This is a genomic window from Mycobacterium sp., assembly GCF_049608025.1.
Taxonomy (GTDB): Bacteria; Actinomycetota; Actinomycetes; order Mycobacteriales; family Mycobacteriaceae; genus Mycobacterium.
Map to the genome: position 1 here is coordinate 1 of NZ_JBMYXC010000069.1, position 15,127 is coordinate 15,127.

Annotated in this window: 14 protein-coding genes and 3 tRNA genes; 14 read left to right on the top strand and 3 right to left on the bottom strand. The window is 64.7% G+C overall.

What is annotated here, in order from left to right; genetic code table 11:
• Positions 1-147 precede the first annotated feature (147 nt).
• The 11 genes from ACPGXI_RS16295 (at position 148) to rplA (ending at position 4,993) form a co-directional block, all read left to right on the top strand.
• Positions 148-220: transfer RNA gene (locus ACPGXI_RS16295), tRNA-Thr, on the top strand.
• A gap of 71 nt (positions 221-291) precedes the next feature.
• Positions 292-365: transfer RNA gene (locus ACPGXI_RS16300), tRNA-Met, on the top strand.
• A gap of 67 nt (positions 366-432) precedes the next feature.
• The gene (rpmG, locus tag ACPGXI_RS16305) at positions 433-600 is read left to right on the top strand and encodes a 50S ribosomal protein L33 (protein ID WP_003929651.1); all 168 of its coding nucleotides are present in this window, start codon (positions 433-435) and stop codon (positions 598-600) included.
• 69 nt (positions 601-669) lie between these two features.
• Complete coding sequence (hadA, locus tag ACPGXI_RS16310; RefSeq protein ID WP_526654763.1) at positions 670-1,149, top strand: (3R)-hydroxyacyl-ACP dehydratase subunit HadA; 480 nt, start codon at positions 670-672, stop codon at positions 1,147-1,149.
• Positions 1,136-1,564: a (3R)-hydroxyacyl-ACP dehydratase subunit HadB gene (hadB, locus tag ACPGXI_RS16315; RefSeq protein ID WP_526654783.1), complete on the top strand. Its 429-nt coding sequence runs from the start codon at positions 1,136-1,138 to the stop codon at positions 1,562-1,564. Before hadA ends, hadB begins: the two co-directional genes overlap by 14 nt.
• An 11-nt stretch (positions 1,565-1,575) precedes the next feature.
• Complete coding sequence (gene hadC / locus ACPGXI_RS16320; protein WP_526654765.1) at positions 1,576-2,085, top strand: (3R)-hydroxyacyl-ACP dehydratase subunit HadC; 510 nt, start codon at positions 1,576-1,578, stop codon at positions 2,083-2,085.
• A gap of 157 nt (positions 2,086-2,242) precedes the next feature.
• Positions 2,243-2,315: transfer RNA gene (locus ACPGXI_RS16325), tRNA-Trp, on the top strand.
• Positions 2,316-2,394: 79 nt separating this feature from the next.
• Positions 2,395-2,868, top strand: a complete 474-nt coding sequence (gene secE / locus ACPGXI_RS16330) for a preprotein translocase subunit SecE (RefSeq protein ID WP_526654767.1) — start codon at positions 2,395-2,397, stop codon at positions 2,866-2,868.
• A gap of 49 nt (positions 2,869-2,917) precedes the next feature.
• A complete protein-coding gene (gene nusG, locus ACPGXI_RS16335; protein WP_526654769.1) occupies positions 2,918-3,643 on the top strand; it encodes a transcription termination/antitermination protein NusG in 726 nt (241 codons plus the stop codon).
• 80 nt (positions 3,644-3,723) lie between these two features.
• Positions 3,724-4,155 carry a 50S ribosomal protein L11 gene (gene rplK, locus ACPGXI_RS16340; protein WP_526654771.1) on the top strand — a complete coding sequence of 144 codons (432 nt, stop codon included), beginning with the start codon at positions 3,724-3,726 and terminating at the stop codon, positions 4,153-4,155.
• A gap of 130 nt (positions 4,156-4,285) precedes the next feature.
• The gene (rplA, locus tag ACPGXI_RS16345; protein WP_526654773.1) at positions 4,286-4,993 is read left to right on the top strand and encodes a 50S ribosomal protein L1; all 708 of its coding nucleotides are present in this window, start codon (positions 4,286-4,288) and stop codon (positions 4,991-4,993) included.
• Between the two features lie 568 nt (positions 4,994-5,561).
• On the opposite strand, the gene ACPGXI_RS16350 is transcribed toward rplA, so the two are convergent.
• The 3 genes from ACPGXI_RS16350 to ACPGXI_RS16360 form a co-directional block, all read right to left on the bottom strand.
• Positions 5,562-6,458 (bottom strand): cyclopropane mycolic acid synthase family methyltransferase, encoded by an 897-nt coding sequence (locus ACPGXI_RS16350; RefSeq protein WP_526654775.1) that lies wholly within the window; start codon positions 6,456-6,458, stop codon positions 5,562-5,564.
• A gap of 200 nt (positions 6,459-6,658) precedes the next feature.
• The gene (locus ACPGXI_RS16355; protein ID WP_526654777.1) at positions 6,659-7,573 is read right to left on the bottom strand and encodes an alpha/beta fold hydrolase; all 915 of its coding nucleotides are present in this window, start codon (positions 7,571-7,573) and stop codon (positions 6,659-6,661) included.
• Entirely contained in the window at positions 7,570-8,937 is a 1,368-nt protein-coding gene (locus tag ACPGXI_RS16360) for an ABC1 kinase family protein (protein ID WP_526654779.1), read from the bottom strand. The genes ACPGXI_RS16355 and ACPGXI_RS16360 overlap by 4 nt, the downstream gene beginning before the upstream one ends.
• Positions 8,938-9,086: 149 nt before the next feature.
• On the opposite strand from ACPGXI_RS16360, the gene ACPGXI_RS16365 reads away from it, so the two are divergent.
• The 3 genes from ACPGXI_RS16365 to ACPGXI_RS16375 are packed head-to-tail and all read left to right on the top strand — an operon-like array spanning position 9,087 to position 14,809.
• Positions 9,087-13,259 (top strand): glycoside hydrolase family 38 N-terminal domain-containing protein, encoded by a 4,173-nt coding sequence (locus ACPGXI_RS16365; protein ID WP_526654785.1) that lies wholly within the window; start codon positions 9,087-9,089, stop codon positions 13,257-13,259.
• The gene (locus ACPGXI_RS16370; RefSeq protein WP_526654781.1) at positions 13,249-13,863 is read left to right on the top strand and encodes a DUF7158 domain-containing protein; all 615 of its coding nucleotides are present in this window, start codon (positions 13,249-13,251) and stop codon (positions 13,861-13,863) included. The genes ACPGXI_RS16365 and ACPGXI_RS16370 overlap by 11 nt, the downstream gene beginning before the upstream one ends.
• Before the next feature lie 31 nt (positions 13,864-13,894).
• On the top strand, positions 13,895-14,809 hold the full coding sequence (locus tag ACPGXI_RS16375; protein ID WP_526654787.1) for an ROK family protein: 915 nt from the start codon (positions 13,895-13,897) through the stop codon (positions 14,807-14,809).
• Positions 14,810-15,127: the final 318 nt, after the last annotated feature.

The following is a 15,127-nucleotide window of genomic DNA, read 5'->3' on the forward strand; positions in this document are numbered from 1 at the left end:
AGGGTTCGAACAGCTGGCCGACCGGACAATTGGGCAGCCGCTCCCATCACCTCAGTTTCGCAATGACCAGCGGTTTGGCGCCGCAAACGGTGAGAATGTACCCTCTTTAGGGCTCATCGCTCGGCGGAGAGCCGTGCATGGCAGTAGGCCCCCTTAGCTCAGTCGGTAGAGCGTTTCCATGGTAAGGAAAAGGTCAACGGTTCGATTCCGTTAGGGGGCTCGGCAGACACCGGCGCGAGCGGAGCGACAGCAGAAGCTTCAGTTGTGAAGCAAGCCGCCTGTGTCATCCGGGGCGGTGTAGCTCAGCTGGTTAGAGCGCACGACTCATAATCGTGAGGTCGGGGGATCGAGCCCCCCCACCGCTACAAGTAGGACAAGAAGCACAGGTTTGCAGGAACCGAGTGTTCGAGAACTGAGAAAGAGGCACCTGACGTGGCGTCCAGTACAGATGTGCGGCCGAAGATCACTTTGGCGTGCGAGGTGTGCAAGCACCGCAACTACATCACGAAGAAGAACCGTCGAAACGATCCCGACCGGCTCGAGATCAAGAAATTCTGCCCTAACTGCGGCAAGCACCAGGCCCACAAGGAATCGCGCTAAGCGACCCGATCCAGGTCCCTCGCCGATTCGCGGTTACTGAGGCCTGCAAGGTAGGTAGGTTCACTACTCGTGTCGTTCCTCGATAGTCTCGTCGGGTCGCATTTTCGCTTTCCCGACCACTATGTCGTCGGCCGCGAGAAGATCCGCGAATACGCCGTCGCGGTCAAGAACAACGACCCCGCCTTCTTCGAGGAGGCGGATGCCGCCGGGCTCGGTCATGAGGCCCTGCTGGCACCCCTGACGTTCATCTCGGTGTTCGGTTACCAGGCGCAGACGGCGATGTTCGCCGCCGCCGACGTCACCCTCACCGACAAGAAGATCGTCCAAGTCGACCAGGTGCTGAAGTTCCTCAAGCCCGTCAAGGCCGGCGACAAGCTGTACTGCGACGTGTGGATTGATTCGATTCGTAAGGCACACGGCACCGATGTCATCGTCACCAAGAACATCATCAGTAACGAGAGCGGCGATGTTGTCCAGGAGACCTACACCACCCTTGCGGGGCGTAGCGAAGAAGACGGGGAGAGTGGCTTCAGCAATGGCACTGCGTGAGTTCAGTTCAGTCAAAGTCGGCGACGAGCTGCCAGCAAAAACCATCCCTCTGACCAGGGGAGATCTGGTGAACTATGCCGGGGTGTCCGGCGACCTCAACCCGATACATTGGGATGACGAGATCGCCAAGCAGGTCGGCCTGGACACCGCGATCGCCCACGGCATGCTGACCATGGGGCTGGGTGGCGGATACGTCACCTCCTGGGTCGGTGACCCGGGCGCGGTCACCGAATACAACGTGCGGTTCACCGCGGTGGTGCCGGTGCCCAACGACGGCAAAGGTGCGGAAATCGTCTTCAGCGGCCGCATCAAGTCCGTCGATCCAGAGGCGAAGTCGGTGGTGATCGCCATCAGCGCGACGTCGGGCGGCAAGAAGATCTTCGGGCGCGCCGTCGCCCACGCCAAGCTGGCATAGGTGGGTGTGACATGGCTCTGAAAATAGATATCCGCGGGATGATCTGGAAGTACCCCGACACGTTCGTGGTCGGGCGTGAACAGATTCGCCAATACGCGAAGTCGGTCAAGGCTGAGGATCCCGCGAGTCTCGACGAGGATGCCGCTGCCGAGCTCGGGCACAGCGGGATCGTCGCGCCGCTGACCTTCATGTCGATCTTCGCGGTGATGATCCAGACGCACTTCTTCCAAAACGTCGATGTCGGCATGGAAACGATGCAGATCGTGCAGGTGGACCAGAAATTCTTCTTCCACCAAGCGATCAAGGACGGTGACACGCTGACCGGCACCATGTACATCGAGACGGTGGACGAGCGCTTCGGCGCCGATATCGTCACCACCCGCAACGTGGTGGCAAGGCCCGACGGCGAGGTCGTGATGGAGTCCTACACGACGCTGATGGGCCACGAGGGCGACAACTCGATATCGGTGAGGTGGGATGCGGAGACGGGCCAGGTGGTCCGAAAGTCCATCGACGGGTGACCGTCCGCCGGCAACGGGTGGATCGTGGGATTAGTAACTCCACCCGGGTGCACGCTACACTCGGACCTCGGGGTTTTCCCAGTCCAGCGCGCTGTCCGTCGGCCTAGATCGACCGATCGGGTGGCGCGCGTGTTGTGTGGCCCCTGACCCGCTATGAAGGGGCGTAGCTCAACTGGCAGAGCAGCGGTCTCCAAAACCGCAGGTTGCAGGTTCAAGTCCTGTCGCCCCTGCAACTGAATACTCGACAAACGTGGACACTGGAAGGTGAACCCACATCCAGACACCCGATCAGACAGAGAAAGGCATGCGGTGAGCGACGAGCGCGAAGGTGCCGACCCCGCAGACACTGGCGCCCACACTGACGGCGGTGGCCAGTCGGGGCGCGTGGCACGACCGCTGCGGCCTACGGGCAAGCGTTCGCGGCGCGGTGCGGTGGCTGAGGTCGACGCCGTGACCACCGGCGTGGAGCCAGAGCCCTCGACCGATATCGAGAGCTCGGGCGGCGAGGGCGACGGCAACGAGAAGGACGGCGGGTCCAAGAAGGCGGCGAAACGGAGGAAGCCCGCCAAGAAGCGCAAGGACGGGCCATCGCGTAACCCGTTCATGTTCGTCTGGAACTACCTGCAGGAAGTCATCGCCGAACTGCGAAAGGTCATCTGGCCGAACCGCAAGCAGATGGTCACCTACACCACCGTCGTGCTGCTTTTTCTGGTGTTCATGGTGACGTTGATCGGGTTCACCGACCTCGGTGTGGGCAAGCTCGTGATGATGGTGTTCGGCTGATCCCGGTGGGTGGGCGAGCGCTGACAGTGAAATTCAGAGAGGACTACACGTGACTAGCTTCGACGGCGAAACGCCTTCGGGTGACACCGTCGACACCATCGAGGTCGACGAGGCCGGCAGCCCGGTTGACGCTGCTGTGGGTGCCGATGAGGACGAGGACCCGGCCGTCGCGCTGAAGAAAGAGCTGCGGCTGCAGCCGGGGGAGTGGTACGTCATCCACTCCTACGCCGGCTACGAGAACAAGGTGAAGGCCAACCTCGAGACCCGCGTGCAGAACCTGGACGTCGGTGACTACATCTTTCAGGTCGAAGTTCCGACCGAAGAGGTCACCGAAATCAAGAACGGCCAGCGTAAGCAGGTCAATCGCAAGGTGCTGCCCGGTTACATCCTGGTTCGCATGGAACTCAACGACGAGTCCTGGGGTGCGGTGCGTAACACCCCTGGCGTCACGGGCTTCGTCGGCGCGACATCGCGACCGTCGCCGCTGTCGCTCGACGACGTCGTGAAGTTCCTGCTGCCACCCGCCGCGGCGAAGAAGCCCGGAAAGGCGGCATCGACCGCATCTGCCGCCGAGGCCAGCGGATTCGAAACTCCGGAAATTCTGGTCGACTTCGAGGTCGGCGAATCGGTCACCGTCATGGACGGCCCGTTCGCGACGCTGCCGGCGTCGATCAGCGAGGTCAATGCCGAACAGCAGAAACTCAAGGTGCTGGTGTCCATCTTCGGCCGCGAGACACCTGTCGAACTGACCTTTACCCAGGTCGCCAAGATCTAACTGCGATTTCGGCGTGCTCGTCGTCGGTCAGCGACGATAAGCACGCCGAAGTTGCAGAGAACCCGAGAAAGGAACACCCAATGGCCCCGAAGAAGAAGAAGGCCGTCGGGCTGATCAAGCTGCAGATCCAGGCCGGGCAGGCTAACCCCGCCCCGCCGGTCGGTCCCGCGCTCGGCCAGCACGGCGTCAACATCATGGAGTTCTGCAAGGCGTACAACGCTGCAACCGAGTCGCAGCGCGGAAACGTCATCCCCGTGGAGATCACCGTCTACGAGGACCGCACCTTCACCTTCGCACTGAAGACCCCGCCGGCTGCAAAGTTGCTGCTCAAGGCGGCTGGCGTGGCAAAGGGTTCCGGCACGCCCCACACGACCAAGGTCGCCAAAGTTACCTGGGGTCAGGTGCGCGAGATTGCCGAGACCAAGAAGGAAGACCTCAACGCCAACGACATCGATGCGGCGGCCAAGATCATCGCCGGCACCGCTCGGTCGATGGGTATCACCGTCGAATAAGTCCGGCATCGAGTCTGCGTTGAGGGTGACGAAGTCCTGGTAAGGGCAGTCGTCGGCGCAGTCTCAACGCAACAACCAGTGGGAGGGCCAGCTGCGGCCCGCCAACCACAACTCTGATCAGGAGACGTACATGAGCAAGAACAGCAAGGCATACCGCGAAGCATCCGAGAAGATCGAGAGCGCTCGGTTGTACACGCCCCTCGAGGCCGCGAAGCTGGCCAAGGAGACTTCGTCGAAGAAGCAGGACGCTACCGTGGAGGTCGCGATCCGGCTCGGTGTCGATCCGCGTAAGGCTGACCAGATGGTGCGCGGCACGGTCAATCTGCCGCACGGGACCGGCAAGACCGCTCGGGTCGCGGTGTTCGCCGTCGGAGACAAGGCCGAAGCCGCCGAAGCCGCGGGCGCAGACATCGTGGGCAGCGATGACCTGATCGAGAAGATTCAGGGCGGGTTCCTGGATTTCGACGCTGCGATCGCCACCCCGGACCAGATGGCCAAGGTCGGTCGCATTGCGCGCATCCTCGGACCGCGTGGTCTGATGCCCAATCCAAAGACCGGCACCGTCACCCCCGATGTGGCCAAAGCCGTATCCGACATCAAGGGCGGCAAGATCAACTTCCGGGTCGACAAGCAGGCTAACCTGCATTTCGTGATCGGCAAGGCGTCGTTCGACGAGAAGTCGCTGGCCGAGAACTACGGTGCGGCGCTCGACGAGATTCTGCGCGTCAAGCCCTCCTCCTCGAAGGGGCGTTATCTCAAGAAGATCGTCGTCTCCACCACCACCGGACCGGGTATTCAGGTGGACCCATCGCTCACCAAGAATTTCGCGGAGGCGTAGGCGCCAGCCGGAGCCGACCATTGGGTTCGGAGGCGTAGGCGCCAGCCGGAGCCGACCATTGGGTTCGGAGGCGTAGGCGCCCGGATAGCAGAGAACCCCGCGCCTGAAGGGTGCGGGGTTCCTCGCGTTTCGAGGTCTTTGGGAGTTTCGAGGTCTTTGGGAGTCGAGGTCTTTGGGAGCGCTCCTCGGTCACCGCAAACATCGGGCCGGGCTGACGCCACCGCCCCCCACGAAACGATGGCTCGGCGAAACGGCCAGAGATCGGTGCCGTATCCCCCATTTAACTCCGATGTGGTGGCCGAGAAGCACTCCCACAGCAACATTACACTCGACACAAGAATTGGTGTAGTGATCTGTGATTATCGCTCGCGATAATGCCCCATGCGCTGGCTTCCCTGCAGTTTCAGCATCCGTACATTGCTGATGGTGGCGCTATTGGGCGATTTCAGGCAAACCAGTCGATTTAGCCAGCAAATAGTTTCTCAGCCGCTGATTGCCTATTTTCTCGGGTTTCACGTAGTGCGGTGGCGATCCGGCAATGGGTGGCGGCGGGCTCGGTCCTGCGTCCTCAGGCGGCGATACCCTGCTTCAGGTAGGTGACCAGGCTGACGTCGATGGACTCGTCGATGAAGTAGTACTGGCAGCCGGTCAGGTACTTCATGTACCGGTTGTAGTTCTCCTCGTCGGTGGCCGCGATCGCTTCTTCCTTAGCTGCTTCCAATCGGCTCGACCAGATGCCCAGCGTCTTGATGTAGTGGTTGCGCAGCGACGTCGTCTCCGGCACCACAAAGCCGGCCTTTTGGCCGTGCTCCACCATCATCTGGGTGGTCGGTACGCGACCCCCCGGGAAGATTTCGGTGATCATGAACTTCGCGAACCGGGCGAGCTCGAAGGTCAGCTTCTTGCCCCGCGCGGCGAGATCGTAGGGGTGATAGCCCACGCTGCTCTGGACGGTCATCCGCCCGTCTTCCGGCAGGATCTCGTAGCAGGTCTTGAAGAAGTCGTCCCAGCGGTCCTTGCCGAAGTGCTCGAACGCCTCGATCGACACGATCCGGTCGACCGGGCTGTGGAACTGCTCCCAGCCCTCCAAGCGAACATCGAAGGTGCGTTCGGAATCGACCTTGTCCAGCAATTGGCTGCAGTAGGCCTGCTGGTTCTTGCTCAGGGTCAGGCCGATGACGTTGACGTCGTACTTCTCCATGGCGCGCTGCAGTGTCAGACCCCAGCCGCAACCGACCTCGAGCAGCGTCATCCCGGGCCGGAGATCCAGTCGATCCAGGTGCTGGTCGACGTTGGCGATCTGCGCCTCGGACAACGTGACGTTGGGGCCGGTGAAATACGCGCAACTGTACTTGCGCGTCGGATCCTGGAACACGCCGAAGAAGTCGTCTGACAGGTCGTAATGAGCCTGGATATCCTCGAAGTGAGGCTTCAGTTCCTTCGTGCCGGTGGATTGATCAGACATGTCTTCCTTGTTCTCATGCCGACGATCTTGAGACCGTACTGAACGCGCGGCCCGACTTTCTGCAAACACACGCTTGACGGGTTGAGAATAGCTGTTGGGCCGCCCGGCGAGCCAATCCAGGTCTGGTGCGCCGCTACTTTTCCGGCGTGAACTGGTTGGACGTACGCGTAGTGCGGTGTGGGCCGGAAAGGTCGCGCGTGTCAGGACGCGGCTGCGAATGTTGTCTTCAGTTCGCCGACGATATCGGGCCACAGCGGTTCGGGAAGCTCGTGGCCCATGCCGTCGAAGAGCACCAGCCGCGCACCCTTGATCGCCCGGGCGACCGCGCGTCCACCGATCGGCCTCATCAGCTTGTCGGCCTTGCCGTGGATGACCACGGTAGGCACGGTGATCTGCCGGTTGTAGCGCAGGAGGCTGCCGCTGCCCAGGATCGCCGCGAAATGCCGGGCAACCCCGGCCGGGTAGTAGGAACGGTCATACCCCTCGATTGCGTCGGCACGGACGCGGTCCTCGGGCGCCGGGTAGCCGGGGCTGCCGATGATCTTGTGGACCCGAATGGCGTTCTCGACGATAGCCTCGCGCGTGGTGTCCGCGGGACGCTGCAGGATGGCTGCAAGCTGGCGTGGCCCCGGCGGCGGCAGCACCGGTTGGTTGTTACTGGAAAAGATCACGCCCAGGGCATTGGTGCGTACCCGGTGCCGTGCGGCAAAGACCTGCGCGATCATGCCGCCCATCGAGCCGCCGACGACGTGTGCCCGGTCGATCTCAAGATGATCGAGCAGCGCGGCGGCGTCGTCGGCCATGTCCTCCAAGGTGTAGGCGGCCGGACTGGGCCTGCCGATGAAGGACCTCGCCATCCGGGGTAGCAGGGGCGCGCCCGAATGCTGGCCGGGCAATTTTGTGGACAGCCCGACGTCGCGGTTGTCGAAGCGGATGACGCGCAGGCCCTGGTTGATGAGTTGTTCGCAGAACCCGGTGCGCCACAACAACAGTTGGGCACCCAGACCCATGATCAGCAGGACCGCGGGGTCGGCCGGGTCGCCCATGTCCTCGTAGTGGATGTCAACCGGGTTGTGCGGAGGGCCGGACCTGGCCGTACCAGTGCGAACGATCACGCTCCGCCCTCGACCCCGTCGGTGGCGGAATGTTCGCGGCTGATCTCGACCATGAAGTTGGCGAAATAGCCGGTGAGCTCCGGATCGCTCATCATCTGCCAGCGCGGGGCCAGCAGCTTCATATAGCGCTCGACATAGAGGAACTGTTTCCCGATGAGGACCAGCTCGCGGGGCAGCTTGACGTCGTAGGCATCGGCCAGCGTCGAGAGTTGCCTGCCGATCTCGGCGTAGCTCAGGTCGCCGAGCGACGTCATGGTCAGCGGTGTGGCGAACTTCTCCAGGTCTTTGGCGGCCTGCGCCTCGGGCTTGACGGTGCCGACCGCGCCCATCATCACGACGATCTTGCCTGCGGTCGCGTGGTCCTTCTTCACCAGTAGCGCATGCACCAGCTCGCGCAGTAGCCATCGGGTGCGCGGGTCGATGCGGCCCATGATCCCGAAGTCGAAGAACACGATCTTGCCGTCGTCGTCGACGTAGAGATTGCCCGCATGCAGATCGCCATGGAACAGGCCGTGGCGCAAGCCGCCCTCGAAGAGGCTGAACAGCAGCGCCTTGACCAGCTCGGTGCCGTCGAAGCCCTTCTTGCGGATCGCGGCGTCGTCGTCGATGCGGATACCGGTGACGCGCTCCATCGTCAGCACCCGAGCACTGGTCAGATTCCAATAAACCTGAGGTACCCGGATGTTCTTGCCCAGCGGAGACGCGTGCATGTGGGCCACCCACGCGTCCATCGACTGGGCCTCCAACCGAAAATCCAGTTCCTCGGCGAGGTTGTCGGCGAAGTCGGCGACCACGTCCTGGGCCGACAGTCGCTGGCCGAGCTTGGCCCGCTCGACCAGCCAGGCGCCCCGCTTGAGGATCTGCAGGTCGGCGGCCACCCGGCGGCGGATCCCCGGCCGCTGGATCTTCACCACGACCTCCTCGCCAGAGTGCAGCGTGGCGTAGTGCACCTGCGCGATCGACGCCGAGGCGAAGGGCTTTTCGTCGAACGACTTGAACAGGTTCGCCGGCTCGTCGCCGAGCTCCTCGCGGAACAGTTGGTGCACGGCGTCGGAATCTGCGGGCGGCACCTGGTCGAGCAGGCCGCGGAACTCCTGAGACATCGGCTCGCCGAATGCGCCCGGGCTGGAAGCGATGATCTGGCCGAATTTGACGTAGGTCGGGCCCAGATCAGCGAAGGTCCGCGGGATCTGTCGGACGATCTTCTGTTGCAGGGAGCCGCGCCCGACGAGCTTGGTGGCGACGCGGGCACCGGTGCGGGTGACCTGCCATCCCGTCACGCCGATGCGTACTGCCTCGACCGGTAGGGGCACCCGGTCCAGCTTGGCGCCCTCGCGGTGCTGTGACTTGCGGGTAGTGCTCATAGCTGCAGTCTCTCAAAGTCTGCGGTTGGGTGAAAAAACCTGTGGATCCGGTCACATCCGCCAGCAGGTGGGCCGGGAGGCGCCACTCGCCGAACAGCGCTTGAGCTGCCGGGATCGCGGGTGTGGCTCGGTAGTCTCGAGCAATGCCCATCGAGGTGCTCGCGGCGGAGTCCACCGAGCTGTTCACCGGACCGCTCGAAGAACCGCTCCAGATCGTCCGGGTGTCCTACCGCGGCTGTTCGATCCCGACACTGCTGCGCGTCGAAGGGCCGGGATTGCAGACCGTCGCTGACGTGACGGCGGAACCCGGCGGTGCCCTCGCCGAGGTCGCGATCCGTGTCGCCGACCCCGTTGCCGGACAGCGACGGCGGGCACGTGCGGTCGCCACCGAGAGCGCCGTCGACTTCGACTTCATCGTTGCCGAGCCCGGCTGGACGATGTTCATGGTCAGCCACTTCCACTACGACCCGGTGTGGTGGAACACCCAGGCGGCCTATACCAGCGAATGGACCGAGGACCCGCCCGGGCAATGCCGACAGACCAACGGCTTCGAACTGGTCAGCGCCCACCTCGAGATGGCCAGGCGCGAGCCGGAGTACAAGTTCGTGCTTGCCGAGGTCGACTACCTCAAACCGTTCTGGGACACCCACCCTGAGGACCGCGCAGATCTGCGCAGGATGATCACGCAGGGGCGCGTGGAGATCATGGGCGGCACCTACAACGAGCCCAATACCAACCTCACCAGTCCCGAGACCACCATCCGGAATTTTGTGCACGGCATCGGCTTCCAACGGGAGGTAATGGGCGCCGACCCCGAAACGGCATGGCAGCTCGATGTGTTCGGTCACGACCCCCAATTCCCTGGAATGGCGGCGGATGCGGGCCTGACGTCGAGTTCGTGGGCGCGTGGTCCACACCACCAATGGGGACCCATGGCGTCCGAGAACGGACGCGACGGTGACCCAGAGCGCATGCAGTTCGCGAGCGAGTTCGAATGGATGGCACCGTCCGGGCGGGGTCTGTTGACCCACTACATGCCCGCGCACTACGCGGCCGGGTGGTGGATGGACTCGTCGGCTTCGCTCTCGGAGGCCGAGGCAGCCACCTACGAGCTGTTCATCAGGATGAAGAAGGTCGCGCTGACCCGAAATGTCTTGCTGCCCGTCGGTACCGACTACACCCCGCCCAACAAATGGGTCACCGACATCCACCGCGACTGGAACTCCCGCTACACGTGGCCGCGCTTTGTGTGTGCCCTGCCCCGCGAGTTCTTCGCCGCGGTGCGCGACGAACTGGACGAGCGGGGGACGACGGTGTCGCCTCAGACTCGCGACATGAACCCGATCTACACGGGCAAGGACGTGTCCTACATCGACACCAAACAGGCCAACCGCGCCGCCGAGAACGCGGTCCTGCACGCGGAGGTGTTCGCAGTATTTGCCGGGTTGCTCACCGGCGCCACCTATCCCGAGGCGGCCCTGGCCAAGGCTTGGGTGCAATTGGCCTACGGCGCCCACCATGACGCGATCACCGGATCAGAATCCGACCAGGTCTACCTCGACCTGCTCACCGGCTGGCGGGAGGCATGGCAGCTGGGGAGTGAGGCGCGGGACTGCGCGCTCGCGTTGATCTCCACCGCGATCGACGCCCCGGTAGTGGTGTGGAACCCGCTGGCGCACAGTCGCTCCGACGTCGTCACGCTACATTTGGACGAACCGCTGTCGGGGCATGTCATCGACGGCGCCGGCCACCACGTCCCCGCGCTCTCGGAACACGGGGGACACTCGGTCACCTGGCTGGCCCGCGATGTGCCGTCACTGGGGTGGAATTCCTATCGGATTGTGCCCGGCGTCCGCGCCGATGATTGGGAGCCGTTCGCAGCCGGGAGCTTCCCCGAAATCGCCAACGATCACTACCGCCTTCGGGTCGACGAGGCACGAGGCGGCGGGGTGAGCTCGCTGATCGCAGCGGGATGCGAACTGATCACCCCCGGTCGGGTGGGCAATGAGTTGGCCGTCTACGACGAGTACTCCGCGCATCCCACCGCGGGGGAGGGGCCGTGGCATCTGCTGCCCAGGGGGCCGGTCACCAGCTCGTCGCAGTTGCCGGCGACGTCGGTGCTCGGGTATCGCAGCGCGTTGGGCGAACGTCTCATCGTCAGCGGTGAGATTCCCGGACTGCTGCGCTACACGCAGACCCTCACGTTGTGGCGTGGGGTGGATCGTCTCGACTGCCGGACCACCATCGACGAGTTCACCGGGGCGGACCGCCTACTGCGGCTGCGCTGGCCGTGCCCGGTGTCGGGGGGAATGCCGGTCAGCGAGGTGGGAAACGCCGTGATCGGTAGGGGGTTCGGCCTGCTGCACGAACCTGGATCGACAGAGTCAGTGGACACTGCGGTCTTCCCGTACACACTGGACAACCCCGCCTACGGCTGGTTCGGGCTGTCCTCCGCGGTGCGGATGCGTTTTCGTGGCGGCGAGGTGCGGGCCGTCTCGGTTGCCGAAGTTGTGAGCCCGGCCCGGACCGATGCCGTGACCGACACGCTGATTCGCGAGCTGATGAGCGCACTCGCCCGTGCCGGGGTCACCGCAACTTGCACCAGCGCCGACGGGCCTCGCTACGGCGATCTCGCCGTTGATTCCAATCTCCCGGACGTGCGAATCACCATCGGCGGAAAAGCTGAAAATGCTTTTACCGCAATGGTTCTCGGCTCTGAAGCTGGGTCGCAACGGGAATGGATCGCGGCGGCCAGGCCGCTTCGCGATATCTGGCTGCCCGGCGCCGATCTGCGTGACCCGGGCGCGCTTCCGGTCCTGGTCGTGGGCGCCGTCGGGGACCCGGCCGCCGCAGTCGCCACACTGATCGAGGACCTTGCCGACGCGGAGATCGTCGTGGACCAGGACGCGCCGGTAGGGCTGGAGCACTTCGACTCGCGAACCATCGCGCTGATCAACCGCGGGGTGCCCGGCTTCGCCGTCGACACCGACGGCACCCTGCATGCGTCGCTGCTGCGATCCTGTACCGGATGGCCGTCGGGTACCTGGATCGACCCGCCCAGGCGCACCGCTCCCGACGGATCGAACTTCCAGCAGCAGCATTGGACTCACACCTTCGACTACGCCGTGACATCGGGTGAAGGCGATTGGCGAGATATCGACATGCCCTCCCGTAGCGCAGAATTCAACCAACCGCTGGAGCCCGTCATCGCCAGCCACGACCCGACTGCCGGCGGGCTTCCCGGGTCGGGATCGCTGTTGCAGGTCGAACCGGAACGCGTCGCACGCATCGGTGCACTCAAGGCTCAGGGCAACCCGACGGCCGGTGGCAGCGCTCGCCACATCAACCCGGTCGATGGCATCGTCGTTCGGCTCGTCGAGACGCTGGGCCGGCACGCTGAGGTGACCGTACAGTCTGGGCTGCGAAACATCTCCTCTCCGACGCGTCTCGACCTGATCGAACAGCCGCTCGGTGACGAAGCCGACGCCGTGCTGCTACACGGCTATGAGATCGCCACGCTGCGAACGCAACTCAACCTCCCCAGGGTTCTCGGGGCCGACCAGGTCACACTGGCTCCCGACGCTGAACCCGCTCAGCCGGTGTACGCGAGATACTGGCTGCACAACCGCGGACCCGCCCCCCTCGGCGGGCTGCCGGCCGTCGCGCACCTGCATCCGCACCGGCTCGATGCCGCGGACGGTGCGGTGGTCCCGCTCAGGCTGACGGCGGTCAGCGACGCGACCGACGCCGCATTGCACGGAAGGGTGCGTTTGGTGGCTCCGTCGGGGTGGGATCTCGGAATGGCTGAACTGCCCTTCGTGCTGCCACCCGGCGGCTATCTGGAGTCCAGCCTCGAGGTGACTGTGCCCGATGGTGCGCCACCCGGCCTGTATCCGGTGCGGGCCGAGTTGGCGGCGACGGGCGGCGCCATTCCTGCGTCATGGCACCAGACTGTTGAGGATGTCTGCGTGATCTCGGTCGGGGTTCACGACGATGAGATTCTGCGGATGGTCGCCGAGCCGAGGTCCGTCGACCTCGTCGCGGGTGAAACCTCGCGGATGAGCGTGACCGTCGGCACCGACGCGCACGCCGACCTCGCGGTGGAAGCTCATGTGATCTCGCCATGGGGAACTTGGGAGTGGTTGGGCCCAAACATCATCGGAGGTGTCGTGCCGGCGCGGGGAACTGTCGAGCTGGAGTTCGACGTCGCGCCGCCGGCATGGACGGAGCCGGGCCGGTGGTGGGCGTTGATCCGGGTCGCGTGCGCGGGGGCTCTGGTGTATTCGCCGGCGGTCGCGGTGCGGGTGCGGCATGAACGTTGATGTGGCGGCCGTAGTCGGGAACGAGACGGTAACCGTTGAGGACGTTGACGCATGCGAACGCGACCTGCGCGAACGGGTTTCAGTTCACGCCTTGCCGAGATCGGGGACCAGCGAGTCCCGACAGCTGCGCCGCTGGATCACCCAGGTGCTCGTGGCCGAGCGGGTGGTGGCTGCTGAAGCCGGGGCGCTTCGCGAGCCCGACGACGGCGCGCCGTCCGAACGGGAACTGCTGCCTGACAATGTCGCCCGGCTCGAGATCGGCAGCGTCGCGGCGTCCACCTTGTCCGATCCCGCTGCCCGTGCGGTGTTCGCGCGGGTCACCGGTTCGGTGCGGATCAGTGCCGAACAAGTGCGGGACTACCACTGCCGCAATCCGTTGCAGTTCGCTACATGTTCGACTGTGCGCGGGGAATGGCACCACGCGCGCGGCGATACCTCCCTCGCCGAGGCGGCGTCGGCCATCGCCGCGCATCTGCTGGCAGCCGCCCGACGACGTGAGTACCGTCGTTGGTTGGACGCGCGATGCGCCGAAGTCGTGGTGCTCGCCCCGGGATATGAGCACCCCGGAGATCCCCGGCAGCCCGACAACACTCACCGGCACTGATGAGTGCGTGCGCGATGAAGAGAAGTGTGTGATGGCCGACCTCATTCTGGCGCTCGACGTGGGGGGCACGAAGATCGCCGCCGGTCTGGTCGACCGTGCCGGAACCCTGGTTCACCGTCGCCAGCGGCCGACGCCGGAGGGGAATGCCGTGGCGGTGTGGGCGGCCGTCGAATCCTTGCTCGCCGAGATGCTCTCGGAGGCTGACGGGAGGGAGGTGGCGGTGGGCGTCGCGTCGGCCGGGCCGGTCGACATCCCAGGAGGAACGGTCAGCCCTATCAACATCACTTCCTGGCAGGGTTTCCCGATCGTGCAGCGCGTCGCGGGGGTGACCGGCGTGCCGGTGCGTCTCGGCGGGGACGGGCTGTGCATGGCGCTGGGCGAGTGGTGGTGCGGGGCCGGGCGCGGCGCGCAATTCATGCTCGGGATGGTGGTGTCGACCGGCATCGGTGGCGGTTTGGTGCTCGATGGCATGCCCTATCACGGGCGTACCGGCAACGCCGGGCACGTCGGGCACGTCGTGGTCGAACCCGACGGTCTGCCGTGCACATGTGGAGGCCGTGGCTGCGTGGAAACCGTTGCCTCAGGTCCGCATCTTGCGCAGTGGGCGTGCGCCCACGGATGGCAGCCACCCACCGATGCCGACGCGAAGGCCCTCGCCGAGGCCGCTGCCGGTGGCGACCCTGTCGGTGTGCGTGCGTTTCGGCGCGGTGCGGGAGCCGTGGCGGCGACGATCGCGTCGGTAGCAGCGGTCTGCGATCTGGACCTCGTCGTCGTCGGCGGAGGTGTCGCCAGGGCGGGCGCGGTGCTCTTCGATCCGTTGCGTGAGGCATTGAGCACCTATGCGGGTCTGGACTTCATCCGGGATCTGCGGGTGGTCTCCGCCGAACTCGGCGGAGACGCCGGCCTGATCGGTGCGGCGGCCCTGGTGCGGGACCGCGTGCTGTAGAGCGCTGTCGTCGGCCGCGAGCGCGCACGAAATGACAGCCTTGGCGGCGTGCCGCGGCGCAAACACGCGCGCTCGCGGGGAACGGGGGGAGGCGCGTTTTGGCTGATCGGGCCGCAGCGCGCTAGTCTGACCCGGTTCTACCGAAGACCGTCGGTCACCGAGAAATCGGTTGAAGGTCCGGATTGCCGGACGGCCCACGCAGGAGGACGAGGCTTGCATCTGCGCCCCGACCTGTCTGTGTCGGGGCGTTCGTCGTTTCTGGCCCTGCCAATTTTCTGGTCACGACGGTCGTACACACCAACGAGGAGGCATGCATGG